The sequence below is a fragment of the Cellulophaga sp. HaHaR_3_176 genome, from assembly GCF_019021925.1.
Taxonomy (GTDB): Bacteria; Bacteroidota; Bacteroidia; order Flavobacteriales; family Flavobacteriaceae; genus Cellulophaga.
The window spans coordinates 1,535,197-1,560,034 of sequence record NZ_CP058990.1 but is presented as its reverse complement, the minus strand read 5'-3'; the positions used below and the strand labels follow the sequence as shown (position 1 = coordinate 1,560,034).

At 29.4% G+C, this 24,838-nt stretch carries 21 protein-coding genes; 16 read left to right on the top strand and 5 right to left on the bottom strand.

Going from position 1 to position 24,838, the window contains the following annotated elements:
• The first annotated feature begins 76 nt into the window (after nucleotides 1-76).
• Nucleotides 77-1,228, top strand: coding sequence for a VWA domain-containing protein (locus tag H0I23_RS06705; protein WP_216785685.1), 1,152 nt, complete (start codon nucleotides 77-79; stop codon nucleotides 1,226-1,228).
• Nucleotides 1,229-1,349: 121 nt separating this feature from the next.
• Nucleotides 1,350-2,819, top strand: a complete 1,470-nt coding sequence (locus H0I23_RS06700; RefSeq protein ID WP_216785684.1) for a magnesium chelatase — start codon at nucleotides 1,350-1,352, stop codon at nucleotides 2,817-2,819.
• A 226-nt stretch (nucleotides 2,820-3,045) separates the two neighbouring features.
• Here H0I23_RS06700 and H0I23_RS06695 read toward each other — a convergent pair whose 3' ends face one another.
• Nucleotides 3,046-3,525, bottom strand: coding sequence for a hypothetical protein (locus H0I23_RS06695; protein ID WP_216785683.1), 480 nt, complete (start codon nucleotides 3,523-3,525; stop codon nucleotides 3,046-3,048).
• Nucleotides 3,526-3,824: 299 nt separating this feature from the next.
• On the opposite strand from H0I23_RS06695, the gene H0I23_RS06690 reads away from it, so the two are divergent.
• Nucleotides 3,825-4,610, top strand: a complete 786-nt coding sequence (locus tag H0I23_RS06690; protein ID WP_216785682.1) for a tRNA pseudouridine(38-40) synthase TruA — start codon at nucleotides 3,825-3,827, stop codon at nucleotides 4,608-4,610.
• Nucleotides 4,611-4,657: 47 nt separating this feature from the next.
• Nucleotides 4,658-5,743 carry a magnesium/cobalt transporter CorA gene (corA, locus tag H0I23_RS06685; RefSeq protein ID WP_371736662.1) on the top strand — a complete coding sequence of 362 codons (1,086 nt, stop codon included), beginning with the start codon at nucleotides 4,658-4,660 and terminating at the stop codon, nucleotides 5,741-5,743.
• Here corA and cysM read toward each other — a convergent pair.
• Both cysM and epsC read right to left on the bottom strand, forming a co-directional pair.
• Nucleotides 5,740-6,630 carry a cysteine synthase CysM gene (gene cysM / locus H0I23_RS06680; protein ID WP_216785680.1) on the bottom strand — a complete coding sequence of 297 codons (891 nt, stop codon included), beginning with the start codon at nucleotides 6,628-6,630 and terminating at the stop codon, nucleotides 5,740-5,742. The genes corA and cysM overlap by 4 nt on opposite strands.
• Nucleotides 6,620-7,414 carry a serine O-acetyltransferase EpsC gene (gene epsC, locus H0I23_RS06675; RefSeq protein WP_216785679.1) on the bottom strand — a complete coding sequence of 265 codons (795 nt, stop codon included), beginning with the start codon at nucleotides 7,412-7,414 and terminating at the stop codon, nucleotides 6,620-6,622. Before epsC ends, cysM begins: the two co-directional genes overlap by 11 nt.
• A gap of 100 nt (nucleotides 7,415-7,514) precedes the next feature.
• Here epsC and H0I23_RS06670 point away from each other — a divergent pair, with 100 nt between their 5' ends.
• Nucleotides 7,515-8,195 (top strand): DUF2461 domain-containing protein, encoded by a 681-nt coding sequence (locus H0I23_RS06670; protein WP_216785678.1) that lies wholly within the window; start codon nucleotides 7,515-7,517, stop codon nucleotides 8,193-8,195.
• Here H0I23_RS06670 and H0I23_RS06665 read toward each other — a convergent pair.
• On the bottom strand, nucleotides 8,184-8,597 hold the full coding sequence (locus H0I23_RS06665; RefSeq protein WP_216785677.1) for a glyoxalase: 414 nt from the start codon (nucleotides 8,595-8,597) through the stop codon (nucleotides 8,184-8,186). The two genes, H0I23_RS06670 and H0I23_RS06665, sit on opposite strands and share 12 nt — an antisense overlap.
• A 140-nt stretch (nucleotides 8,598-8,737) precedes the next feature.
• Here H0I23_RS06665 and H0I23_RS06660 point away from each other — a divergent pair, with 140 nt between their 5' ends.
• The 8 genes from H0I23_RS06660 to H0I23_RS06625 all read left to right on the top strand — a co-directional run bounded on the left by H0I23_RS06660 (nucleotide 8,738) and on the right by H0I23_RS06625 (nucleotide 19,583).
• Complete coding sequence (locus H0I23_RS06660) at nucleotides 8,738-9,634, top strand: DUF72 domain-containing protein (RefSeq protein ID WP_216785676.1); 897 nt, start codon at nucleotides 8,738-8,740, stop codon at nucleotides 9,632-9,634.
• 42 nt (nucleotides 9,635-9,676) lie between these two features.
• Nucleotides 9,677-10,072 (top strand): acyl-CoA thioesterase, encoded by a 396-nt coding sequence (locus H0I23_RS06655; protein WP_216785675.1) that lies wholly within the window; start codon nucleotides 9,677-9,679, stop codon nucleotides 10,070-10,072.
• Nucleotides 10,073-10,453: 381 nt separating this feature from the next.
• A complete protein-coding gene (locus H0I23_RS06650; RefSeq protein WP_216785674.1) occupies nucleotides 10,454-12,223 on the top strand; it encodes a response regulator in 1,770 nt (589 codons plus the stop codon).
• A 4-nt stretch (nucleotides 12,224-12,227) separates the two neighbouring features.
• Nucleotides 12,228-12,593, top strand: a complete 366-nt coding sequence (locus H0I23_RS06645) for a PleD family two-component system response regulator (RefSeq protein ID WP_216785673.1) — start codon at nucleotides 12,228-12,230, stop codon at nucleotides 12,591-12,593.
• A 52-nt stretch (nucleotides 12,594-12,645) separates the two neighbouring features.
• Nucleotides 12,646-14,526, top strand: coding sequence for a HEAT repeat domain-containing protein (locus tag H0I23_RS06640; RefSeq protein WP_216785672.1), 1,881 nt, complete (start codon nucleotides 12,646-12,648; stop codon nucleotides 14,524-14,526).
• The gene (locus tag H0I23_RS06635; protein WP_216785671.1) at nucleotides 14,519-15,952 is read left to right on the top strand and encodes a glycosyltransferase; all 1,434 of its coding nucleotides are present in this window, start codon (nucleotides 14,519-14,521) and stop codon (nucleotides 15,950-15,952) included. Before H0I23_RS06640 ends, H0I23_RS06635 begins: the two co-directional genes overlap by 8 nt.
• A gap of 1 nt (nucleotide 15,953) precedes the next feature.
• Nucleotides 15,954-18,344 (top strand): sulfatase-like hydrolase/transferase, encoded by a 2,391-nt coding sequence (locus H0I23_RS06630; protein ID WP_216785670.1) that lies wholly within the window; start codon nucleotides 15,954-15,956, stop codon nucleotides 18,342-18,344.
• Between the two features lie 3 nt (nucleotides 18,345-18,347).
• A complete protein-coding gene (locus H0I23_RS06625) occupies nucleotides 18,348-19,583 on the top strand; it encodes a YaiO family outer membrane beta-barrel protein (RefSeq protein ID WP_216785669.1) in 1,236 nt (411 codons plus the stop codon).
• A gap of 391 nt (nucleotides 19,584-19,974) precedes the next feature.
• On the opposite strand, the gene H0I23_RS06620 is transcribed toward H0I23_RS06625, so the two are convergent.
• Nucleotides 19,975-20,838: an RNA polymerase sigma factor RpoD/SigA gene (locus H0I23_RS06620; protein ID WP_216785668.1), complete on the bottom strand. Its 864-nt coding sequence runs from the start codon at nucleotides 20,836-20,838 to the stop codon at nucleotides 19,975-19,977.
• A 144-nt stretch (nucleotides 20,839-20,982) separates the two neighbouring features.
• Between H0I23_RS06620 and H0I23_RS06615 the strand changes: the two genes are divergently transcribed.
• The 3 genes from H0I23_RS06615 to H0I23_RS06605 all read left to right on the top strand — a co-directional run bounded on the left by H0I23_RS06615 (nucleotide 20,983) and on the right by H0I23_RS06605 (nucleotide 24,385).
• Complete coding sequence (locus H0I23_RS06615) at nucleotides 20,983-21,492, top strand: DUF6155 family protein (protein WP_216785667.1); 510 nt, start codon at nucleotides 20,983-20,985, stop codon at nucleotides 21,490-21,492.
• A gap of 136 nt (nucleotides 21,493-21,628) precedes the next feature.
• Entirely contained in the window at nucleotides 21,629-23,140 is a 1,512-nt protein-coding gene (locus tag H0I23_RS06610; RefSeq protein WP_216785666.1) for a DEAD/DEAH box helicase, read from the top strand.
• Between the two features lie 6 nt (nucleotides 23,141-23,146).
• Nucleotides 23,147-24,385, top strand: coding sequence for a glycosyltransferase (locus H0I23_RS06605; protein WP_216785665.1), 1,239 nt, complete (start codon nucleotides 23,147-23,149; stop codon nucleotides 24,383-24,385).
• Nucleotides 24,386-24,838: the final 453 nt, after the last annotated feature.

The window sequence follows — 24,838 nt, the reverse complement described above, 5'->3', positions numbered from 1 at the left end:
GTGCGAAAGTTACAACAAAGCGTTAAGGTTTCTTAAATAGGTAGTATTCTTTTGTTAAAAGTGTTATTTTTATAGTATGGTTATGAATACAAGAAAAGGGTTCCGATTTGCAACTTATGAAGCGCCGGAACAATCTCCTTTCGAAAAACTTTTTGATATTTTCCAAGAACTGATTACACATACCTCAGGTGATGTTGATGAGGCTCTTGATTGGTTACGAGAGTTAGATAAGGAATATGAACTTACAGATGAAAATTATACTATTGAAGACTTTATTGAAGATTTAAAAGCAAGAGGTTTTTTGCGAGAAGAATTTGAAGATGGAGGTGGTGATGGTAGTAATAAAGAAGAAGGTGAAGGTGATGGTAATTTGTCTATCACAGCAAAAATGGAGCGCTTAATTAGAAAAAGAGCTTTAGATCAGATTTTCGGTAAAATCAAACGCAATGGCTCAGGTAACCATAAAACAGGTAAATCTGGTCAAGGAGATGAGCGTACAGGAGAGTTTAGGTCTTATAGATATGGAGATGGCTTAGAACACATTTCTATGACAGAAAGCCTTAAAAATGCTCAAATTAACAATGGGATAGGAGATTTTACGCTAAATGAAGATGATTTAGTGGTAGAAGATACCAACCACAAAGCACAAATGAGTACTATTTTAATGATTGATATCAGTCATAGTATGATTTTGTATGGAGAAGATCGTATAACGCCAGCTAAAAAAGTGGCAATGGCTCTTGCTGAGTTAATTACGACACGATATCCAAAAGATACTTTAGATATATTAGTGTTCGGAAATGATGCTTGGCCTATACCTATTAAGGATTTACCATATTTGAAAGTAGGCCCTTACCACACTAATACTGTTGCAGGTTTACAGTTAGCTATGGATATGCTTAGAAGAAAGCGTAACACAAACAAACAAATTTTTATGATTACCGATGGTAAGCCTAGTTGCTTAAGAATGCCAGATGGCACTTATTATAAAAACAGTGTTGGTTTAGATGATTATATTGTTGAAAAGTGCTATAATATGGCCCGTCAAGCAAGAAAAATGCATGTACCTATAACAACGTTTATGATTGCACAAGATCCTTATTTAATGCAATTTATTCGTCATTTTACTGAAGCTAATAAAGGAAAAGCATTTTTTACAGGCTTAAAAGGTCTTGGTGAAATGATTTTTGAAGATTACGAAGCAAATAGAAAAAAAAGAATAAAATAATTAGTAGCTATCTTTAAGTAGGTGTGATATTAATAAGCAGAATTTAATTATTTTTTAGTACATAACCATTCACAGTACATAGGGTTATTAAAAAAATAAAATTGTAAAAGAAAAAGAATAGATGAAAATAGAACATAGTAAAATAAAAACATTAAGTGCTTTAAAAGCATCAGGTTATCAAAGTAAATCTATAAAAGATGAGCTTAGAGATAACTTAAGAGATAAAATTAAAAACGGAGAAGAAACTTTTTCAGGAGTATGGGGTTACGAAAATTCAGTAATACCTGAATTAGAAAGAGCTATATTATCTAGGCATAATATTAATTTATTAGGTCTGAGAGGGCAGGCTAAAACACGTTTAGCCCGATTGATGGTTAATTTACTAGACGACTATATACCTGTTATTGAGGGTTCTGAAATTAATGATGACCCTTTAAAGCCAATGTCTCGTTATGCAATAGAACTTATAAAGGAAAAGGGGGATGATACTCCTATTTCTTGGTTACATAAAGATGATCGTTTTTATGAAAAATTAGCAACTCCGGATGTTACTGTAGCAGATTTAATAGGAGATGTAGACCCGATTAAAGCCGCAAATTTAAAATTATCATACGCTGATGACCGTGTTATTCATTTTGGGATGATACCGCGTGCTAATCGCTGTATTTTTGTAATAAACGAATTACCTGATTTACAAGCACGAATTCAGGTATCACTATTTAATATATTACAAGAGGGCGATATTCAAATTAGAGGTTTTAAATTACGCTTACCACTTGATTTACAATTTGTATTTACTGCTAACCCTGAAGATTATACGAATAGAGGTAGTATTGTTACACCTTTAAAAGATAGAATAGGGTCTCAAATATTAACACATTACCCAGATGATATTGAGACTGCTCGAAAAATTACAGAACAAGAGTCTAAATTAGATAGTAGACAATCAGAAGCTGTGTACGTGCCAGATTTAGCTAAAGATTTATTGGAGCAAATTAGCTTTGAAGCTCGTGATAGCGAATATGTAGATGCCAAAAGTGGGGTTAGTGCAAGAACAAGTATTACAGCATTTGAAAATTTATTAAGTACAGCTGAGCGCAGAGCATTATTAAGTGGAGCAGATACTACAATGGTTAGGTTAAGTGACTTTTTAGGGATTATACCTTCAATTACAGGAAAAATAGAATTGGTTTATGAAGGAGAACAAGAAGGAGCTGATGGTGTTGCTGCGATATTAATAGATGATGCCGTAAAATCTTTATTTCCGGTCTATTTTCCTGAGATTAATAAATTAGAGAAAAAAGGAGAAGAAACCCCTTATGATGAGTTGTTACATTGGTTTTTTCAAGGAGAAGGTTTTGAGCTTTTAGATGATTATACTGATGAGGAGTACAAAAGAGCATTAGACGATATACCAGCTTTAACGCAATTAATTAAAGAACACCAACCTGATTATAGTAAAGAAGATATTTATTTTCTTAAAGAAATTTTGCTTTGGGGCTTAGTTGCTTACAAAAAGCTAAATAAACATAGGTTTGATGATGGATATCAGTTTAAAGATCTCTATAGTAGTTTATTAAACGACATTTAAAAAAAAGCCCTTTTAATTTAAAAGGGCTTTTTTGATTTTAGTTTAAATTAAAAAACTTATAGTAAAATAAAAAAATACTCGTTTTGTTTTTACGTAGAATTAACTTTTTACACTTAGAAAAAATCTACCTTTATAATATTTACAAAGCTTGAATATAGAGTATAAAAAAAAGCCTTTCTATAGTAATTAGCAAGGCTTTTTTTTTATTAGAATTGATCATTGTTTTTTACCAATGATCTGAATGATTATTTATATCATCAAAATTATAAGAGCTTATTTTGTTTAATCTGAAGAAAAAAGTAATGACTGTAATTACTAATAACAAGAAATATAATACAACTAAAGTTACTCCTATAGGTATAAATGTCTCAGGTATAAAATGATCTTCAAAATCAGTATAGGTAGCTAATTTATAAATAGACTCTATAAATTTGAATATATATATCAGATATATAAAGTAAAGAATGTATTCAACATTTTTCATTTGAAGGTCACCCGGTTCGTTAACTTTTATTTTAAACCAAATAGAGTATAGGTATATAAAGTGAACAATACTTAGAACAGGAAATATATAATTATCAAATTTTAAAAAATAGAATGTATTTGTATAAATGCCATAAAAACTAAGAACATCAAGTGTAAGTAAAAGAAATATTGATGTTATTAAAATGACCCTTAGGGGGAAAAGTCGTAATATAGTTTGCATAAGTAGCTTTTATTAGCTTTTGGGAGCTATGGTGCAAAAAACGTGAACTATATTTAGATATCTTAAAATACTCGTTAAAACGCAGTTATCGTTGAGAAAACGTAGTATTATATGGTTAAACTGCCTAAGTATTTTTAATAAAAAAGCTTATTTGATTAAGAATAAACAATATAATCATAGCATAATTGAGTTCGTTTTTCATTAAAAGTTTATCTTTTTTAGCTAAATAGTTCTCTTGTTTCATATAATTAGTCGGTTTTTTATATTAATAGTATTTTTGAGTGTTGAATAAAATTTTAATGAAGAAAAAAAGGAATTACTACCTTATTAGGTTACAGTTTTTAGGTTTTAGGTATAGTGGTTGGCAAAAACAGCCAGGTCATAAAACTATAGAATCTATGCTTTTGAAAACACTTAAATATATATTACCAGAAAGAAGTTATAAAATATTAGGGGCGGGTAGAACAGATGCTAAGGTATCTGCTTTAGAAGCTGCTTTTGAACTTTATTTAGACGATGAACCTTTAGAGGATATTGAAGAGTTTTTGTATACGTTCAATATTAATCTTCCTCCAGACATTAAAATTCTTTCTATAGATAAGGCTGAAGAAAAATTTAATATCATTCATCATGCAAAAGAAAAGGAATATGTTTATTTATTTGCTTTTGGCGAAAAAAGCCATCCTTTTTGCGCTCCATATTTAGTAACTTTTTTAGGAGATTTAGATATCGATGTTATGATTAAAGCTGCAAAATTATTTGAAGGAACTCATAGTTTTAAATCATATACAGCTAGAATTAAAAATAATACCATATTTGTTAGAACAGTAAATTCTTGTAAAATAATTGAAAACACAATAATCGAGGCAAATTTTTTTCCTAAAAAAACATATGCACTTCATGTAAAAGGGGAGGGTTTTATGCGTTATCAAATTAGAATGATAATGGGGGTACTAGTACAAGTAGGTAAAGGAGAACTTACGATAGAAGATGTTGAACATTCTTTATTAGAAACTAGCGACGTTAAGTTACCATTTGTAGCACCAGGTTCTGGTTTGTTATTAAATCAATTAAATTTTAAGTAAAAAAGAAGAGTTTAACGATTTATTTTATTTTAAATTAGTAAGTGTCTATGAAAAAGCCTAAAATTAAAACTCATTTAAAAAAAAGTTCTCAAATTTTAAGAAAAAAAGGGAAAGCTCCAGGCACAGTTACCTATACAGGCCTCAGAGAAAATGCATTGTCTGTAGTGTCGGTTATTGATTATGATGAAAATAAATTTATTGTAGAAAAACCTAAAACAATTGAAGAGATAAATTTTTTTAAAAATTCGAAGCTTACAACTTGGATTGATGTAACAGGTATTAGTGACGAAAGTTATATAGATGATTTAGGAAAGCTCTTAGGACTTAACTCTTTAGTACTTGAAGATGCTGTCAACACGCAACAAAGGCCTAAAATTGATGAATATGACGATTATATTTTTGGAGTTTTTAAAATGCTGTATTTAAATGATAAACAAGAAATTGTTTATGAGCATTTAGCAATAACTTTATTTGAATCATCAGTTGTTGTTTTTCAAGAATTAAAAGATGATGTTTTTAATGGTGTTAGAGAGCGTATTAAAACAAAATCAGGCAGAATTAGAACTCGTGGAGCAGATTATTTATTTTTTGCTCTTTTAGATGCCGTTGTAGATAATTACTTCGAAATTTTAGAAGGTATAAATCATAAAATAGAAGAATTAGAAGAAGAGGTTTATGATAATCCTAGGCCAGAAGTAGCACAACGTATTCAAGAATTGAAAAAAGAAGTGCTTAAAATTAGAAGATATATATTCCCTGTTAAAGAGTTAGTTTCTAGACTAGTTGATTCTGAATCTAAATTGATATCAAAAGATACAAAGTTGTTTTTGAGAGATATACATGATCACTGTATTGAAATTAATGAGAGTTTACAAATTTATAGAGAAATGTCTATGAGTTTGATGGAAATGTATATGAGTAATATGAGTAATAAAATGAATGAAGTAATGAAGGTGTTAACCATAATGGCATCCATTTTCATTCCGTTAACTTTTATAGCTGGTGTTTACGGAATGAATTTTGACAAAATACCCGAACTACATTGGGAACATGGTTACGCAATGGTTTGGGGAGTTATGATTGTTACTTTTATAGGAATGCTAATTTATTTTAAAAGAAAAAACTGGCTTTAGTTTTGTTCAAATATCCCAGAAGATAAATATCTATCGCCTCTATCACATATAATACTTACGATAACGCCACTTTCTAATGTGTTAGCTAATTGAATAGCTGCAGCTGTTGCACCACCACTACTCATACCTGCAAAAATAGCTTCTTCAGTAGCCAGTCGTAAAGTTGTTTCAACCGCTTGTTCTTGACTAACCTCCATAACGATATCAACTTTACTAGGGTTAAATATCTTTGGAAGATATTCTTGAGGCCATTTTCTAATACCAGGTATGCTAGAACCATCTGTTGGTTGCACTCCTACAATTTGTACTGCCTTAGATTGTTCTTTTAAATATGTTGAAGTACCCATAATAGTACCTGTAGTTCCCATTGATGATACAAAGTGAGTAATTTCTCCTTTTGTATCTCTCCAAATTTCAGGGCCTGTAGTTTTGTAGTGTGCTTTCCAGTTATCGTTATTTTCAAATTGGTTTAACATAAAGTAACCATCCTTAGCCACTTTTTGCTCAGCATAATCTCTAGCACCTTCAATACCAACTTCTTTAGATGTTAAGGTAACCTTAGCACCATAAGCTCTCATCGTTTGTACGCGTTCAATGGTAGAGTTTTCAGGCATTACAAGTTCGATATCTAAATTAAAAATACCAGCAATCATAGCCAAAGCAATACCAGTATTACCACTGGTAGCTTCTATTAATTTTGTTTTTTCAGAAATATCACCTCTATCTAAAGCACTTTTAATCATGTTGTAAGCTGCTCTATCTTTAACGCTACCACCAGGGTTTTGTCCTTCTAATTTAAAAAACAATTTAACGTTAGGGTTTGTGTTTAAAACACGAGATTCTACTAAGGGAGTATTTCCTATTAAATCTAAAATATTATGAGACATTTGGTAATGTTTTTATTTTAACTTCTGATGTGTGATATACGGTAGAGTTTGCAGGTACTGATGATGTTATAAAAGCATTTCCTCCAATGATACTATTCTCTCCAATAACTGTTTTACCACCTAAAATAGTAGCATTGGCATAAATAGTAACATTACTTTCGATGGTTGGGTGACGTTTTGTTTTTCTAAGGTTTTTAGCAACATAAAGACCACCTAAAGTAACCCCTTGGTATATTCTAACATCATTTTTAATGATAGCAGCTTCACCAATAACAACACCAGTTCCATGATCTATAAAAAATGATTTTCCAATTTGTGCACCAGGGTTTATATCTACACCTGTTTGGCGGTGTGCATATTCAGTCATTAATCTTGGTACTAATGGGAAACCTTCTACATATAACTCATGAGCTAGTCTATAAATTGCGATAGCGTAAAACCCAGGGTATGCCATATATATTTCTTCAATAGAGGAAGAGGCAGGGTCACAATTTACAAAAGCTTCGGCATCTAAATTCAGCATTTCTAATACCTCAGGAAGCTTAACTACATAACTATCCCACACTTTTTTACAAGGCTTATCTATATCCCAACAGCCTAAATCAACTAGTTCGTCAAAAAGTAGTTCTAATTCTAATAGATTTTTCTCAACTGGGGTATCAATATCGAAAAGCGTATAAAAAAGCTTATCGGTAAAAGATTGAACCTTTTCTTTAAGTTTAAATCTTAAGTTAGGTTGTTTTTTATGGTGATTTATCTTGTCTATAATTGATTTCGAATCCATGGTATAAGATAGTATATGTCAAAATTAACCAATATTTTAATAGCTGCTTGATTAAAATGGTTAACTTTCTCTATAAATTTGTTTAAAATTTTTAAGTCGCATGGAAAAGGTAGTACTAACAAAAGATGTGTTAGATTTTTTAGAGAATTTAAAGAAAAATAATACACGTGAGTGGTTTGATGAGCATAAACCTTTGTTTAAAGAAAAAGAGACTTTAATAAAAAGTTTTAATAAGGCTGTTATGGAAGGGCTTAATACTACAGATGAGATAGAAAAAATGAAGCTTTTTCGTATTTACAGAGATGTTCGTTTTTCGAAAGATAAAACACCTTATAAAGAACATTTTGCTTGTTCGTTTACAAGAGCAGGAGCTAAGCTTAGAGGGGGATATTATGTTAGAATAAAACCAAGAGAAAGTTTTATTGCAGCAGGTTTTTGGGAACCGAATAAAGAAGATTTATTAAGGGTTAGAAAGGAGTTGGAGTTAGATGCTGATGAGTTTAGACAAACTATAAATGAGCCTTCGCTAAAAAAAGTATGGGGTAATATTACAGGAGATGAATTAAAAACAGCACCTAGAAATTTTGATAAGGAACATAAAGACATCGATTTAATTAAAAAAAAGCAATTTATTTTTGTTAAAAATGTAACAGATAAAGAAGTGATCTCTTCAAAATTTTCAGAAAATACAGTTGCCTCTTTTAAAGCTATTAGACCGTTTTTTGATTTAATGAGTGATATTTTGACAACAGACTTAAACGGAGAATCGTTATTTGATTAATGTTTTCTCTTCTTCAAAAAACTGAATTTGATCTTTTAAGCGATCTATAACCATACCCATCATTCGTTTATTTAAAGCAGATGAGTTTTGTATATATAATTCGTACTCGTCTAATGTAAATAGGCCTATTAAAATACCTTTTAAAGAATTTCTAAACTTTATATCTTTTTGTATTGCATTCTCTATAAAACCTAATCTTTTTTCTAAGGAAAAAGTATAATAATTGTTTTTATGTTTTTTAATATAATTTTTAAAAACAGCAAGTAAAAGTGGGTTTTGTGCTTTTAAAATAGGTCTTAATGTTTTATTTTGAAAATATTCGTTACTACTCATATTTTCTGTAATTCGAGCCGTAGCAATTTCTGGTCGAATTTTTAACATGCTATGATTTCTTTCGTTCATCAGTACAGTTTTGTTTAAAGATATAAAATACAAAATGCTATTTCTCTATTTATTTGTTTAGTTTTTAACGCTCTTATAAACAATTTTGGCTAACGTTCGTTAAATTTGAAAGTAATTATTTTAATAATCTAATTTGATTTATGAAATTTGGAAAGGTTGAAAACCCCGATTTAATTGATTTTACAATACCAGTTGATGACCCATATACAGAGGTTAATTTATCTAAATATAAAGATATTACTACATTTAATGTTTCAGTTGGCTGTGCTAAATGGAATAAACAAGATTTAAAAAATTTCTATCCAAAGGGTACAAAAGATGAGTTAGCTTATTATGCTACTCAATTTAATAGTATAGAATTAAATGCTACTTTTTACAGAATTTTTCCTGCCGAGCAACATCAAAAATGGTACGATAAAACACCTTCTGATTTTAAATTCTTTCCTAAAATAGTACAAAATGTCAGTCATTTAAGAAGGTTAAATGATGATGCATACCCATATATAGATGAGTTTTTAAATGTATCAGCTCATTTAAAAGAAAAATTAGGAACCATATTTTTGCAAATGCATAATAATTTCGGGCCTAAAAATTGGGATAGAGTAGTGAAATTTGTTGAATATTGGCCAAAAGAATATCCATTGGCGATGGAGTTCAGACATACAGATTGGTTTAATGATAAAGTAGTATCTCAAGAATTATATCATTTGTTAGAAGAAAATAATATAACTAACATACTTGTTGATACAGCAGGCAGAAGAGATATTATGCATATGCGTTTAACAAATAATGAAGCTTTTATACGTTATGTTGGTGCAAACCACCCAAGTGATAAAGATAGGTTAGATGATTGGATACTTAAATTACAAGATTGGAAGGTAAAAGGTTTGAATAACATTCATTTCTTTATTCATCAAAATATGGAATTGGAGTCTCCATTATTATCGGCACACTTTATTACTAATTTAAATAAAAAGCTAGGGACTAATTTAAGTATTCCCAAAACGCTTACGGATTCTGGCTCATTGTTATTCTAACCATTAAATGTTTCATTAATTTTACACAAAAAATACAAGGTTATGAGATTTCATACTAGAAAATGGGTAAAACCAGAAGACTTAAATGCTAACGAAACACTTTTTGGAGGTACACTTTTAGCTTGGATTGATGAGGAAGCTGCTCTTTACAGCATTATTCAATTAGAGAATAAAAAAGTAGTAACAAAATACATGTCAGAAATTAATTTTATGAGTACTGCTGTTAAAGGCGATATTGTTGAAATTGGTATTGAAGTAGTTAAATTCGGTGTATCATCTTTAACTTTAAATTGTGAAGTTCGTAATAAAATGACGCATGAAACTATTGTTACAGTTGATAATATTATTATGGTAAATTTAGATGCAGAAGGTAAACCTCTTGCTCATCATAAAACAAAAATTGAATATGTTAAAGACCGATTAGCATCTCAAGAATAAGTAATTATCTGATTTTCAATTAATTAAAAGTCTTAATTTATAATTTTAAATTAAGACTTTTTCTTTTACATAGTTTATGTAAAGTTTCTGCAAACGTTTGTTAAACTTCTGTTTTTCAGTATCTTATGTTTGTTTTTCATTTTTATAAATGCATTTTTATCTGTTAAAATCACCTTCTTTTCGGTTCAAATACATAAATCATATATGTTTTAAACCTCCAATTTTTGTGTTTTTACAACAACTATAGCTAGTTAGGTAACATTTTATTGGTTTACAAGAGCTATTAAGGGAACTTTATATGAAATAACCCCCTAGATCTTGTTTTAATTTGATTGTTTTTTCAAGTTAAAGTAAAAATTTAGACCCAAATCTAAATTAATTTTGAAATCAAACGAGCTACTAACCTATATAAACGATTTAGAGTCGAAGCTAAATAGCTTTTCTTTTGAAGAACTAACTTCTGATCAGGCTTCTAGCCTAAAAAAATCTTTTCAATCTTTTAAAGAAAATTTAAAAGGTAAAAAAGAATTAAAACCTAATGAGCTAAATTCAGGAGGTATAAAGAAAATAGATTTAAATTCAATAGAGAGTAAACCTTTTAATAAAAAAGATAAACAAGACCTTCTTTTATCAAACCTAAGTAATGAACTTAGAACTCCTTTAAACGCTATCTTAAATTCTGCAGATTTATTAGCAGAAGAAAAACTTACGACTTTACAAAATACGTATGTAAATGATATAAAATCAGTATCTAATACTCTTTTAAATATTATTAACGAGCTGTCTGAGTTTTCAAAACGTAGTCTAGGTAATGTAAGTTTTGAAGCAATTGAATTTAATTTTCATAATGTTTTAAAGGAAGTTATTTTTTTATTAAAAACACTAATTGTTAATGAAGGAGTTACTTTAAATATATTTATTTCAGATGAAATTCCTAAAATAGTAATAGGCGATCCATCTAAGTTATTTCAAATTATTTTAAACCTAGTAGGTAATGCTATAAAGGTTACAAACAAAGGTACTGTAGATGTCAATGTATCGCTTGAATCCAACGTTAAAAGTCACGTATTTTTAAATTTTAAAATTAAAGATACAGGCTTAGGGATGAGCCAAAATCAATTAGATGATATTTTTAATTATGAGCCTAAAATAATCAAAAATAATCACGAAAATCACGAAAGATCAGATTTAGAATTAGGTATTATAAAAAATATTATTGAACACTTGGGAGGTAATATTACAGTTAAAAGTAAAATAGGTGTAGGTACCGAGTTTAATTTTTCTATTCCCTATAGCATTATTGAACACATTGAAATTGAAAATAAAAAAGGAAGCCAAAACCAAAACCCTAAAAGAAAATTACTAGAAAACTTAAAAGTATTAGTTTTTGAAGATAGTGTTTTAAGTCAAAAATTGATTAAAAATAGACTTGATAATTGGGGATGTAATGTTTTTATAACAGACAATGAAAATGATGGGTTACTTATTTTAAAAAATGAAAGTATAGAACTTATTATAATGGATTTGCACTTGACTAATACAACTGGCTTTAATATTTCAAAAAAGATAAGAAACAATAGCAGTAAAGAAATAAGATCAGTGCCAATAATAGCTTTAACAGCTGATTTTACTGTAAAGGATAGTGATTTATGTCTAGAAAGTGGTATAAATGATTATTTGCTTAAACCTTTCAACCCCGAAGAGTTATTTAGAAAAATACGATTAAACACAAATAAATTAAATAATAATATAGCTATGAAAACACAACCCATAGTTTCGAAAATTGATCATTTATATATTGATGAAATTGACTTAGAACCTGTTTTAGAAGAGTGTTTTGGTGATTTGGAAATGCTAGAACAACTTGTGGTTTTATTTAAATCGAATGCGATAGAATTTATAGGTAAAACAAAAGTTGACCTCAAATCAGAAAATATAGAAGGCATTAGGTTTAATGCGCATAAGCTTAAATCAGGTTTGAATATGATGCAAACACCAAGTCTTCATAAAATTGTTGAGCAAATGCATAAAATTTGTTTAGAAGATAAGGATATTAAATACTTACGATTTTTATATGATTGTTTTTTAAATGAATACCCCGCAGTTGAAAAAGCGATTGATTTAGCTATGGATACTTATAAAAATAAATAACTAGATGGATAAATTAAAATTATTGTTAGCAGAAGATGATGAGTTACTGGCTTCATTGCTAGATTTTCGTTTAAAAAAAGCTGGTTATGAAGTTATACTATGTGTTGATGGAAAAAAAGTAAAAGAATACTTAAAAGATCATACACCAGATGTTATCGTTTCTGATATTATGATGCCTTATTTTTCAGGCTTAGAGGTAACAGATTATGTTAGAAATCAATTAAACCTAAAAATACCAATTATTATTCTATCATCAGCGGGTAATGAAGAAAATGTATTGAACGCATTTAAGTTAGGTGCGAATGATTTTTTGCCCAAACCAGTAAGTCCAGCCGAATTATTATTAAGATTAACAAAAGAATTAGCCTAATTTTTAAAAACTTATATATCCTTTGAAGTTTATTCAACTAAAACTATATAATTTGATTACAGCTCCAAAAGTTCATACCAATCTTTTGTGGGACCTGTCTATTTTATTTTCTGTTTTAGCTTTAGTATACTTTTCTGCTATTTTTTATTATAGGATAAAATTTAAGAAGAATTCGGCAGATACAGCAAAGAGAAAAAAAGAACTAGCCCCTATGGTTAGTGAGTTTTTGTTTTATCAAGAAAATGAAGGTACAAAAGAGGAAAATAATAGTTATATAGAACAAAAAATAGCAATAAGGGAGTTGCTAAAGGATAAAAGAAATGAAAATGTTTTGTCCGAAATTCTTTTAGATTTAAGAAAAGATGTTTCAGGAGATACAATGAAAAGTCTTTTTAAACTTTATAAAGATTTAAACTTAGAGATAAAAGCATTTGAAAAATTAAGAAGTTTTAAATGGCAAAAAATTTCTCAAGGAATGTTTGAGTTAACTCAAATGCAAGTAAAAGAGTCTTATAGTTTTATTAGCCGCTTTATTAACGATAAGCGATCGGTGGTTAGAAAACAGGCTGAAATATCTACAGTAACCTTAATGGATGAGGGTATTTCATATTTTTTGGATACTACAAAATATCAAATATCAGAATGGCAACAACTTAAAATATTAGAGGTAATATCTGGTGTTAAAGGTTTTGAGCCTCCTAGGTTTAATAAGTGGTTAACATCAAATAATAGAGATGTTGTTTTGTTTTCTTTGCGATTGATAAAGCATTATGATCAAAACGAAAGTGAAGAATCTATTATCTCATTAGTTAGACATAGAGACAATAAGATTAAAAATGAAGCTATAGATTGTATTAAGAAATTTAATTTTAAAAGCTCTAGATCAATTTTAAAAGCAATTTTTAAAACGAATAATTCTCATATAAAACTAGCCATTTTAGATGCTTTAGCATCTTTTGAGAATAAGGAAGATATTAAGTTTTTAGAAAAAGTATATCGTAAAGATTTTAATTTTACAGTAAAGAGTAAGGCTTTAAGTGCTATTAATACAATATATCCAGGACATGTTATTCCTTCAGAAAATTTAGATGAAATTCCTGCAAGCTTAAAAGGTAAAATTGTAGCTAAAGTTGAAGAAAAAACTACAATTATAAATACACCTGTAATTGTAGAGCCTATAGGTAATGAAAAACAAATTATAAATGACCCTACAGAAGTTTTTGCAAATGAAGTTGATGAAGTAATAACAGTGATTAATGATGTTGAAAAATCTGATTTAGAAGTGTCTGTAAAATCGGAGAGTAAAGATGTAATAGAACCTGTAGGAGAATCTATTTTAAAACAAAGAGATTATAGTGTTAGTGTTTTTAAATCTCTTTTTGATGTTTCAGATCATTATTGTCAATTATTATTATTAGATGAAATTTTAAATGTAGGTGACCAACGAGAAATTACTTATTTAGAGAGTCTAGCAAATCACCAGAATATTGAAATTCAAGACAAAGCACTAGTTATAAAAGTTGCCTTAGAAGCTAAATTAAATCCGGAAATTGATATTGAACAGTCTGTTGTTGAAATTGTTGAAAGTTTAAACGTTCAAGTTTCTGATTTAAAAGAATCAACTAAAGTTAAATTACCTACAAGAATATATAAAGAAACTGAAATAACAGAAACAGTAGAAAACTTACTACCATTAGAGTATTGTTTTTTATTAGGAGAATTAGGTATAAAAGCCCCTAGAACTAAAAGTATTTTCGAAATCAATTTCGATTTTGATTATTCTATAGATAATGCTTCTAAATTTAATAAGGGAGACACTCTAACTTCTAATCATCCAACTAAAGACGATAGTGGATTAACTAAAGAAGAGCATAATTTTTTTCAACAGTTATTGCATTTCCCCTTAACCATTAAAGACGATATAAATGGATAGTAGTTTTTTTTCTTTGCTACTTGATTATATAAATATTGTCTTTTTCGTATTTACAACGGTCTTGTTTACATTATTTACCGTAATGGGGTATTTATCCACACGAAATTCAATTCATTATAAAAACAAGAATAGTTTTGGAGATTTATCTAAAGTAATGGCTTCACCATTAGCACCAAGCCTTACTATAGTTGCTCCTGCATATAATGAAGGAATGACGATTGTTGAAAACATAAGATCATTATTATCATTAAAATATGTGAACTACGAAGTAATGGTAGTTAATGATGGTAGTAAAGATGATACGTTACAAAAAATGATTGATGCCTATGATCTTATTAAAATTGAACAAGAAATAGATCCTAACTGGCAATCAAAACCAATAAGGGGTATATACAAATCAAAACAACAATCATTTTCTAAATTAACGGTAATTGATAAAGAAAATGGTGGTAAGTCTGATGCGTTAAATACAGGTATGCATCTTTCTGAAAATCAATATATTGGTTGTATAGATGTTGATTGTTTATTACTTCCGGATGCTTTGTTGCATGTGGTGAAATCATTTTATCAAAGAACAGAAAAAAGAGTAATTGCTGTTGGTGGTGTTATTAGAGTTGCAAATTCATGCGTTATAAATGGTGGTGCTTTAGAAGAAATTAGATTGCCTAAGAATTGGTTAGCAAAATTTCAATTACTTGAGTACACAAGATCTTTTTTATTGGGTAGAATGGCTTTTGGTAGAATGGATAGTTTGTTAATTATTTCAGGAGCTTTTGGTTTTTTTGATAGAGAAATTGCATTAGCATGCGGTGGTTATGATACTGGTACTGTTGGCGAAGACATGGAAATTGTTTTTAGAATGAGAAGGTATATGGTTGAAAATAAGCAACCACATACAATTGAATACATCCCGGATCCTTTATGTTGGACAGAAGTACCTGAAAGTAGAAAAATACTTGTAAATCAAAGAGATAGATGGTCTAGAGGAAACTTTGAGACCTTATTAAAGCATCGCGAAATGTTTTTTAATCCAAAATATGGGAGGTTAGGGATGATTAGTTATCCTTATTGGTTTTTTTACGAATGGCTTGCTCCCTTATTAGAATTTTTTGGTTTCTTTTCAATAATTCTATTTTACTATTTAGGAATATTGAATGTTGAATTTTTTATAGCCATTACGTCAATGATTTATTTGTATTCTATAATGTTTAGTTTTTATGCGATACTGTGGGAAGTATACTCATATAACGAATACACTAAAGTTAAAGATATTTTAACCTTAATGGGGTGTGCTCTTATCGAGCCTTTTGTTTTTCATCCGATTGTAGTTTTTGCGGCAGTGCGCGGTAATTATAAAAAATTATTCAAAATCCAATCTGGTTGGGGTACTATTACCCGAAAAGGATTTGCTAAAACAACAACGTAAGATGGATATAAAAGTAAAAGTTTTACATAGGGCAACTTTACGTGGTTATACAAGGTTAATAATAGCATATTTACTTTGTTTAATTATACTATCTACTTATCAATATATTGTTCTTTTTTCAAAAGGAGTAATAGATCAAATTTTTGGTATTAGTTATGTATTAGCTATTGTACACCATATCGGGTTTAGTGCTTTAGTAGGGTTATTTTTAGTAGGGCCTTTTAATGTGTTAGAGAATTTTAAACCTCAATTAGGTTTTAATTTTTGTTTTGTAATGCTATTAATCTTATTAAGTATAGAGTCTGCTCTAATAGGTTATTTTACAATAACTTACGTGCCTTTAGGCGCTAACATACTTGGGTATAGCTTTAATGATATTATTTCTACGGTATTAAAGTCAGGAGGCTTTTCGGGGTATGCAATTATTGCATTTGCTTTTATGGCTTTTGTGTTTTATCATCTTTTCAAATTCACAAAAACATTTTATAAATATATAAGCAAATTATTTCCATTCACCTTTATATTATTAAGCTTGTTTTTAGCCACTTTAATGACGGCCAGAAAACCTATTAATGATAATAAAACACAATACATGTTTTATAATTTAATAGCAGCAGCATTTGGTAACTCTTCTTATGAATCAGATATTGAATACCCTTTGTTGAAAAATACAGAACATACAGATGTTTTAGGCGATTATTTTAATTTACAAGAACAGAAACCAAACTTAGTTTTTGTTATAGTAGAGGGTTTAGGGGCTGATTTTGTTGGTGATAAGGCAGAATTTGGTGGTTTTACACCTTATATAGATGGCTTACTTGAAAAATCATTATACTGGGATAATTTTTTAAGTAATACAGGGAGGAATTACGGTGTTATTCCTTCTTTATTAGGCTCTTTGCCGTTTGGTGAAAACGGATTTATGGATGTAGAGGATATGCCAAATAAAAATACATTGTTTAGTATTTTAAAAAATAACGGTTACCGTACATCGTTTTACATGGGATCTAATAGTTCTTTTAATAATATGGATAATTTTCTTAAAAGTGAAAATATCGATTATATTTTAGACAGAAGTAAATTTGAGTTAGCATATGAATTGCAACCTTCAGATGCTGCAGGTGCTTCGTGGGGTTATCCTGACAAGGAATTATATAAAAAAGCATTTTCAGTTTATAATACAGAAAAACAACCAAAATTAGATGTTTTCATGACCTTAACAGCTCATGAACCATTTATACCACCAAATGAAGAGTATTACGAGAACAAAGTTGAAGAAATTTTAGTTTCAAAATCAAAATTTAATGATAGAACAAAAAAAATCATAAATAACAATAAAGGTGTTTTTGGTAGTCTTTTATATGGGGATGAAGCTTTACGTGATTTTATGACTACTTACAAGTCAAAACCAGAATTTAATAATACCATATTTATTATTACTGGAGACCATAGGTTAGTACCTGTGCCTCAAGACAATGGTTTAAGTCGTTTTCATGTACCGTTTATGATGTACAGTCCGATGTTAAAATCGGCAAAAAAAATAAGTTCAGTGTCATCTCATTTTGATGTTGTACCAACATTGATAGCAATGCTCTCTAAAAAATATGATATAGATGTTCCGTTGCAAACAGCTTGGCTGGGTAATGGCATTGATATGAATGAAAATTTCAGAATTAATAAAAACATTGCGTTAATGCGCAATAAAAATGAATTGAAAGATTTTATTTCAAACGAACACTTTTATTCAGATGGTGATATGTATACTATTCTTGATAATTTAAAACTACAAGAATCTGAAATAGATGATAGTAGCCTAAATTATTTATTAAATAATTTTAAGTCTGTAAATACATATGTTACTCAACAAAATAAAGTTATTCCTAATAGTTTAGTGATCTATAAGATGAAAAGAGAAAACTTTTCTAAAGCTGAGATGGTATGGATTAATAGTCAGTTTAATGGTAATGATTATGATAACGCATATAACACCGCACGTCAATTAGCATTTAATAAAGACTTTGATAAGGCTATTTTACTGTTGAAATTTATTTTATCAAAAGTACCCACTCAAATAGATGCAAAAATACTAATGGGGAGAGCAAATGCTTGGCAGGGCGATTATAATGAGGCAGAACTTATTTTTAAAGAATGTTTAGTGACAAACCCTTCATATCACGATACATATTGTGCACTGTTAGACGTTTGGTATTGGTCAGATAATAACGAAGAAGTAATTGGAATATCTAAAGAAATTAAAAAAAATAATATTGATAATGCAGAATTAAATTTAAAAGTAGAAAGAGCTTTTTTACAACTTAAAAATAAAGAGGAAGTAGTAAGTACAGCTAAAGTTAATCTTAAAAAAGAGGCAGAATTAGCTTCTGCACAGTAAAACATGTATAGTATAAAAAAATACATATTTATAATTTTAGTTTTGTCATTTGTAGTTTCAAATGCTCAAAGCACATTTTATAATGGAGACCCTGATGCTTCTTTTATATCAGCTAGAGAAATTGCTTTTGCAGGCAATAGAGCTATAGCTAGAGATACTTTAAAGCAAATATTGTCAAAATACCCAGACTATGTAGATGTACATAATTTAATGGCAAAAACCTATAGTTGGGATGGTGATTATGACGAAGCTAGAAAACATTTTAATAGAATTACATCTAAAGAAAAGCAAAATAAAGATGTTTGGTTATCAACTATTAAAAATGAATTATATGCCGAAAATTATAGCATAGCAATCGGTTTATCAAATAAAGCATTATTGTATTTAAAAGAAGATGCAGAGATTTTATTATTAAAACAACAAGCTACAGATAATTTGAATGAGCCATCAAAGCAACAAAAGGTTGAAGAGCAGGGGGTAAGTGCGATGGTAATAGATTCTCTTCAAAAAAATAAGATAATACTAACGGCTTCTACAGATGTTTTTGATGCTATTTTCGATCCGATGTATAATGCTAGTATTAGCTATAGTAGAGAAACAAAATATGGTACAATAATACCGAGAGTAAATTATAGTAATAGGTTTCAAACAAACGGTGTTCAGTTTGAAGTAGATGGATACCCGAAATTTTCTAATAAAACATATGCATATTTAAATTATGGTTTTTCTGATTCTGAAATATTTCCAAGTAACAGAGCAGGAGCAGAGTTATATGTAAACCTACCCAAAGCTATTGAGGTTTCTGGTGGTATTAGATATTTAGATTTTAAAACAAACAAGGTTTTTATTTATACAGGTTCTTTTGGTGCATACAGGGGCAATTACTTCTTTTCGTTAAGACCTTATATAACGCCTTCAGATAATAATAAGTTTAACCTTTCAGGCTCTATTATTGCTCGTAGATATTTAAAAGATAAATACAATTATATAGGCTTGAATGCTAGTTATGGCGTAGCAACAGATTTAAAGCAATTTAAAACTGGAGATGTTGTATTAGCAGAAACATTATTATACTTAGAATCTCAGCAATTACTGCTTGAGTACCAGTTTACAGGTAAAAATAGCGCCAATGTAATGAAGGGTGTTTTGGGTATTACAAGGCAAGAAATAAGCTTTAATCCTGGTAATTTTTTCTTAGCAGGTACAGTTGGTCTTACCTATGAGATAAAATTCAAGTAAAATTTATCGTGACTAAATGATTTATTGTTTTCACAACAAAAATCATCAATTACACCACATTATATTTTTTAAAGCGTCTTACCTCTATATCTTTATAATGTAATTTAACCAAATCTTACAAAATGTTATACGATACCTACGGAGAAGAATACTTGATATTCTTGCAAGATCTTAACGAGATTTTAAACTTGAATGAATTAGTAGAATTAGATTTTTTTTAAACCCAAATTAAAAATATAAAGTCATGGCAAACAAACAACCAGAAAACTCGTCTTATGTAAATTTCATCAATAATTTAAATGAAATTTTAGGAAATTATAATATTAATGAACTTGGTGGTTCATAATAAAATACAAATAAAAAAGGCTCACATTTAGTGAGCCTTTTTTATTTAACCTAAATAAGTTTTTAAAATCTTACTTCGAGAGTTATGCTTAAGCTTTCTAATAGCTTTTTCTCGTATTTGACGAACTCTTTCTCTTGTTAAATCAAAAGTTTGTCCAATTTCTTCTAAAGTCATTGAATGTTGGTCTCCGATACCATAATATAACTTAACAACATCAGCTTCACGTTGCGATAATGTTTCAAGAGCTCTATTTATTTCAATGTTTAAAGATTGTTGTAAAAGCAACTTGTCAGGGTTAGGCGAATCGCCAGAACCAATTACATTATATAAGTTAGAATCTTCTCCTTCAAGTAAAGGAGCATCCATTGATACGTGTCTACCTGTATTTTTTAAAGACTGTCTAACTTCAGAAACGCTAAGCTCTAATTCTTTTGCAATTTCATCTTCAGAAGGAGGTCTTTCATGTGCTTGTTCTAAATAAGAAAAAGCTTTCTTAATTTTATTAATAGAGCCAATTTTGTTTAAAGGTAACCTTACAATTCTCGATTGTTCAGCTAGTGCCTGTAAAATTGATTGTCTAATCCACCATACAGCATATGATATAAATTTAAAACCTCTAGTTTCATCAAAACGTTTTGCAGCTTTTACTAAACCAACGTTTCCTTCGTTAATTAAATCAGGTAAAGTTAATCCTTGGTTTTGATATTGTTTTGCAACAGATACAACAAAACGTAAGTTAGCTGTTGTTAATTTTTCTAATGCAACCTGATCTCCTTCACGTATACGCTGCGCTAAATCTACCTCTTCATTAGCAGTAATTAAATCAATTTTACTGATATCTTGCAAGTACTTATCTAACGATTTTGATTCTCTATTCGTAACCTGCTTAATTATCTTTAGCTGCCTCATATATATATTTATAGTTCAAACTTACAAGCTAAGCTTTTTTGCTGATTTTTCCAAGTTATATGTAGTATATCTATCTAATTTGTGAAAAATTTAAGAGAACCAGAAAATTACTGAAAATGCAATACGAATTGTATCTTTGACATCATGAGTAAAAGAGCATTAAAAGAGTATGTGTCTAGCTTACCTAAAAAAGAACTAGAACTACAGTTAATAGATCTTTATGAGAGGTTTTCTCCTGTAAAGGAATATTACAATTTTATCTTCAACCCAAAAGAAGATAAGCTCATGCAAGATGCTAAAATTAAAATTTCGAATGAGTATTATCCGGTTCGTAGAAAAAGACCAAAAATGCGTCGTTCTATCGCTCAGAATTTTATAAAGCATTATATAAAATTAGGTATGGATGTAAATTTAATTACAGACCTAATGCTATACAATATTGAAATTGCACAATCATTTTCTTCAGAAAAAAAGGTAGCAGATACGTTCTATAAAAGTATGGTAAACTCTTTTGATCAAGCAGTGGTTTTTATATCACAACATGGCCTGTTAGAAAGTTTTAAAAATAGAATCGTTAAAATCTATCAAGAAGTAGAAAATCAGAAATGGCCTAACCTTGAAGATTTTTCAAGAGTTTTAGATCAAATAGATTAATACAACACTTTATTATTTTTTTTGTTTTTAACGATGATAATTTCTTTTAAGGCTAAAATTCTACTAGTTTTGTAAGATTGGCATTTTTGTAATAGTCAACATACAACTAGAGTAAGAATTAATAGTAATATAGCTTTTGAAATTACAACAAAACGTTTCTGAAAAAAAACTTTACGATTACCAAGAGAAGGATTTAAATGAGATTTTTGATTATTTAAATGAGTCTGAAGATAATGTGAATTTATTATATCAGCTGCCTACAGGTGGCGGTAAAACTGTGGTTTTTTCTGAAATTTGTCGCCGTTTTATCAGTGAAAGAAAGAAAAAAGTAGTTGTACTTACACATCGAATAGAACTTGGAGCTCAAACATCAAGGATGTTGAATGGGTTTGGAGTAAAAAACAAAATTATTAACAGCAATGTAAAAGAGCTGGTAGACCAAAACGAGTACATGTGTTTTGTTGCTATGGTTGAAACGTTAAACAACAGAATTCAAGAAGAAAAAATTGAAATAAATAATATAGGACTAGTAATTATTGATGAAGCACATTATAATTCGTTCCGAAAACTCTTTAAATATTTCGATAAGGCAATTATATTAGGGGTAACGGCAACGCCGCTGAGCTCTAATATAAAACTACCGATGAAAGATAATTACAAAAAGCTAATTATCGGAGAATCTATACAATCGTTAATCGATAAAAACTTTTTGGCAAAGGCTGATGTTTACAATAAAGATGTAAGCTTAAAAACACTGAAATTAGGTGTTGGTGGCGATTATACGGTAAAATCATCTGATGAGTTGTACGGTAATTACAATATGCTTAGTAAGTTAGTTTCTACTTATGAAGATGTTGCTTTAGGTACCAAAACTTTGATTTTCAATAACGGAATCAATACCTCAAAATATGTATACGAAACCTTTAAAAAAGCAGGTTATAATATTCGTCACTTAGATAATAAAAATAACGCTACAGAGCGTAAAGAAATTTTACAGTGGTTTTCAAATACACCCGATGCTATTTTAACTTCTGTAAGTATTTTAACTACTGGTTTTGATGAGCCAACAGTAGAAACAATTATTTTAAATAGAGCAACAAAGTCGTTAACCTTATACTTTCAAATGATTGGTAGAGGGTCACGTATTTTACCAAATAAAGATAGTTTTACGGTGTTAGACATGGGTAATAACGTTGCCCGTTTTGGTATGTGGGATGCCCCTATAGATTGGAAAGAAATTTTCTTGTTTCCAGATTTTTACTTGGAGAATATTAAGAATGATGAAGATATTGAGCGTGAGTTTGTTTATGAAATGCCTGATAAGTTAAAAGCCAAGTTCGCAAATTCTACCCACTTAACTTTTGATGTAAAAGAAGAATATCAAAAAGTATTTGATGCAGGTAAAAAATCGAAATTAGTTTTAGAACTTAGCTTAGATCAGCATGCAAAAATATGTATTGAAAATAGCGAAGATGTTTTTGATGCACGTATTCTAGCCAAACAATTAAAAGATGATATAGAATATCGAGTTCGCTTGTACTCGTACTGTATTATGAATAATACAAAGAATTATAAAGAGTGGTTAGCTGAAGATTATGAGCGTAAATTACGTTTAAGAATTTCTCAAAAGTTTTCAGATAAGTTATAATGTAACATGCAAAAAGTACTCTTTATAGGTGTTAATTGGCCAGAACCCTCTACAGCAGCAGGTACGCGAATCATGAAATTGATTCATACCTTTTTAAATAATAAAAATGAAGTTACTTTCGCTAGTACCGCAGCTGAATCAGAATTATCGTTTGACTTAAATAAGCTTGAGCTTACTAAAGCTAGTATTAAATTAAACGATTCTAGTTTCGATATATTTATAGCTGGTTTAGCGCCAACTGTGGTAGTTTACGATCGTTTTTTAACAGAAGAACAGTTTGGTTGGCGTGTTACTGAAAATGCACCAAATGCAGTAAAAATACTAGATACTGAAGATTTACACAGTCTTAGAACTGTTCGTCAAAAGCTTTTTAAAAATAAACAAGATTTTTCGGTAGATGCTTGGCTTCAAGAAGATGTGACAAAGCGAGAAATTGCAAGCATTTATCGTTGTGATATTTCATTAGTTATTTCAAGTTTTGAAATGCAACTTTTAAAAGAGCATTTAAAGATAGACTCCAGTTTATTATTGCATTTACCGTTTATGGTTGATGCTATTTCAAACGAAGTTTTTCAATCATACCCATCATTTAAAGAGCGAAAAGATTTTATCTGTATAGGTAACGGCAAACATGCACCCAATGTAGATGCTATTATTTGGCTAAAAACTACTATTTGGCCTTTAATTAAAAAGCAACTTCCGGAGGCTAATCTACATATTTACGGCTCTTATTTTCCACAGCAAGTGGTGCAAATGCATAAACCGAACGAAGGCTTTTATGTAGAAGGTTTTACAGCTGATTTAGAAAATACTTTTACAAATGCACGAATAAATTTGGCTCCATTGCGTTTTGGTGCAGGTTTAAAAGGTAAGTTGATAGATGGTATGCGCTTTGGAACACCAAATATCACTACCAAAATAGGAGTAGAAGGTATGGCAGGTGCATTACCTTTTAATGGCAGAGTATCAGATGATGCAGTCGCTTTTGCAGCCAATGCAGTTTTGCTCTATAAAAGTGAAGAGCAATTTAGTATAGCACAACAAAATGGTAAAGACATTTTAAACCAATTGTATAATTTAGATGCTATATCAGAACGTTTTATAAACGCAGTGCAAACTGTAACTGAAAATTTAAAAAAACACAGAGCTTCTAATTTTATAGGTAGTTTATTACAACACCAAACTATGCAGAGCAGTAAATTTATGTCGAAATGGATTGAAATTAAGAATTTGAAAAATATGTAATTACTTATATTTATTTTCTAACCTATTAGGTCCTTTAGTTTTGAATATTATAGGTCTTTCAAAAGCTGTAATAGGAGTTAATTACAGTAAAAAAAAGAAACTAAATTTATTATTGATAGCCTAATTTCAGGAATTGGACAATCATATTTATATCTATCATTTATGATATATAATAGGTTTTTCAAGATTATTAATAAAACACAAAGATGTGAACGAATACTTTATGTGGATAATTTGTTTCATATTTCTGATTGGAACAATTCAACAAATTCGATATAAAGCAAATTTAGAATTTAAAGAAAATAAAATAAAATAAAGAACCCAACTGTATTTGAAAATCCTCAATTGTCAGGGTTATTAATAACAGAAATAAGTGCTTTTATAGGTTTTTTCGTTATTATATTTTATCCTGAAATAGTATATCCACTTTGGTCTTGGGTTAATTTAATTCCT